Consider the following 1,803-nt stretch of genomic DNA (forward strand, 5'->3'; position numbering starts at 1 on the left):
ACACACCCTGCCCAGCACTTTCCCCCTCCAAGAAACGGGATGAAAGAGATTCAATCACCGCTATTCTCACGCGGTTACAGGCAACGTGATCGCAGCGATGCGGCGAAAAGCGGCGCCGGTTGCAGGGCGTTCGTACATTTGCACAGTACCAGTGAAACAGGCATGCGAATTTACCTATCCGTTTGGCGGAGAGCCAACCGCGGTACGAGGGTGCTGCTGCCATCCACAGCGGCAGCAACTGGCCCGCACGGGCCTGAACACCCCACACCGGGGCCCTGCCCTCGCTCCCCACCAGACCACCGACTTATCATCCCAGGAGATGTCATGAGCCCGTTCGCGAGCCTGCCCACCGCACCGGGCGAACTGCCTGTGCTCGGCCACACAATAGCTCTGCTGCGCCGACCGCTTCGGTTCTTGATCTCGCTGCCGACCGGAGGGGAGGTAGTACGCGTCCGTCTCGGCCGTACCCGGATTTATGTGGTCTGCACCCCGCAGTTAACCCGCCACGTTCTCCAGAACGATCAGGTCTTCGACAAGGGCGGACCACTTTTCGAGCGGTGCGCGGAATTCCTCGGCAACGGGCTTGGAACGTGCCCGCACCGTGACCATCGGCGTCAGCGACGCCTGCTCCAGCCTGTCTTCCACCGCGCAAGGCTCCCCGTATACGCACAGACAATGGTGGAACAGGCCACCGCAGTTGCCAGTTCCTGGACCAACGGCCGCCCCACGGATGTGCTCGCTCAGACGCAGACGATCGCCGCCCGCACCATCATCGCCACCGCCCTCACCGGTGCCAACCTCAGCAACGAAGACGTGGCCGTGCTCATCGCCGACCTCAACACGGTCCACCGCGGCGTCCTGCGGCGCATGCTCATGCCACCATCGATGAATCGGCTACCACTGTTCGGTAACCCCCGCTACGACCAAGCCCGCGCTCGCCTGCATACACGCCTCGCCCAGGTCGTCGCGGACTACCGCGCCGCCAGTACAGATCACGGCGACATGCTCTCAGCAATGCTGGCCTTGGACAGTACACGTCCCGGCTCGACTTTGTCCGACGCCGAGATCACCGACCAACTCGTTACCTTCGCCTTCGCCGGAACCGAGACGACCGCGAGCCTCATGGCCTGGGCCTTATACTTGCTCGCTCACCACCCCAAGGTCCAGCTCGCTCTCCAGAACGAGGTCGACCGAGTCGTGGCAGACGCCCCAGCGGCCAACCACCACCTGCCGCACCTTGACCTGCTCAGACGCATTGTCACCGAGACCCTGCGGATGTTCCCACCCGGATTCCTCATCACTCGCACGGTCACACGCGATACCAGACTCGGCAGCCACGCACTCCCCGCAGGTGCCACCGTCGCCTACAGCCCCTACCTCCTCCACCATAATCCCGCGCTTTTCCCGCGACCCGAGCAGTTCGATCCCGACCGGTGGTCATCAAACCGCGGTCTTCACTCACAGAACGACACGTTAATCCCCTTCGCCAGCGGGCCTCGCAAATGCATTGGCGATGCCTTCGCTATAATCGAAGCCACCCTGGCACTCACCGAAATCATAAGCCGCTGGCATCTCGCACCCGCACCCGGCTCCATCACCAGACCAGCCATCGGCTCCACTATCTTCCCCAAAGGGCTGTACCTGACCCCCACTGCTCGCATCCCGGACAGGTCAGCGGGCTCCAGCCGATGACGGCCGCGGCGGTGGGTCTGTCCAATAGACGGCTGATCTTGGTTGTTAGGGTTCATTGAACTTCTTTCATCCTGAATGGTCGCAGGTCAACAGCGTGTGGTTGGCTTGGAT

1 protein-coding gene is annotated in these 1,803 nt (G+C 62.7%); it reads left to right on the forward strand.

The window, feature by feature from the left end:
- Positions 1-324 precede the first annotated feature (324 nt).
- Entirely contained in the window at positions 325-1,692 is a 1,368-nt protein-coding gene (locus tag ACFWZ5_RS46300) for a cytochrome P450 (RefSeq protein WP_384893313.1), read from the forward strand.
- Positions 1,693-1,803 lie beyond the last annotated feature (111 nt).

Origin of the sequence: Streptomyces sp. NPDC059003 (genome assembly GCF_042740445.1) — a bacterium.
Classification (GTDB): Bacteria; Actinomycetota; Actinomycetes; order Streptomycetales; family Streptomycetaceae; genus Streptomyces.

Excerpts from the sequence above, each read along its gene's own strand:
- ACFWZ5_RS46300 (WP_384893313.1), top strand. The coding sequence starts at position 325 with ATGAGCCCGTTCGCGAGCCTGCCCACCGCACCGGGCGAACTGCCTGTG.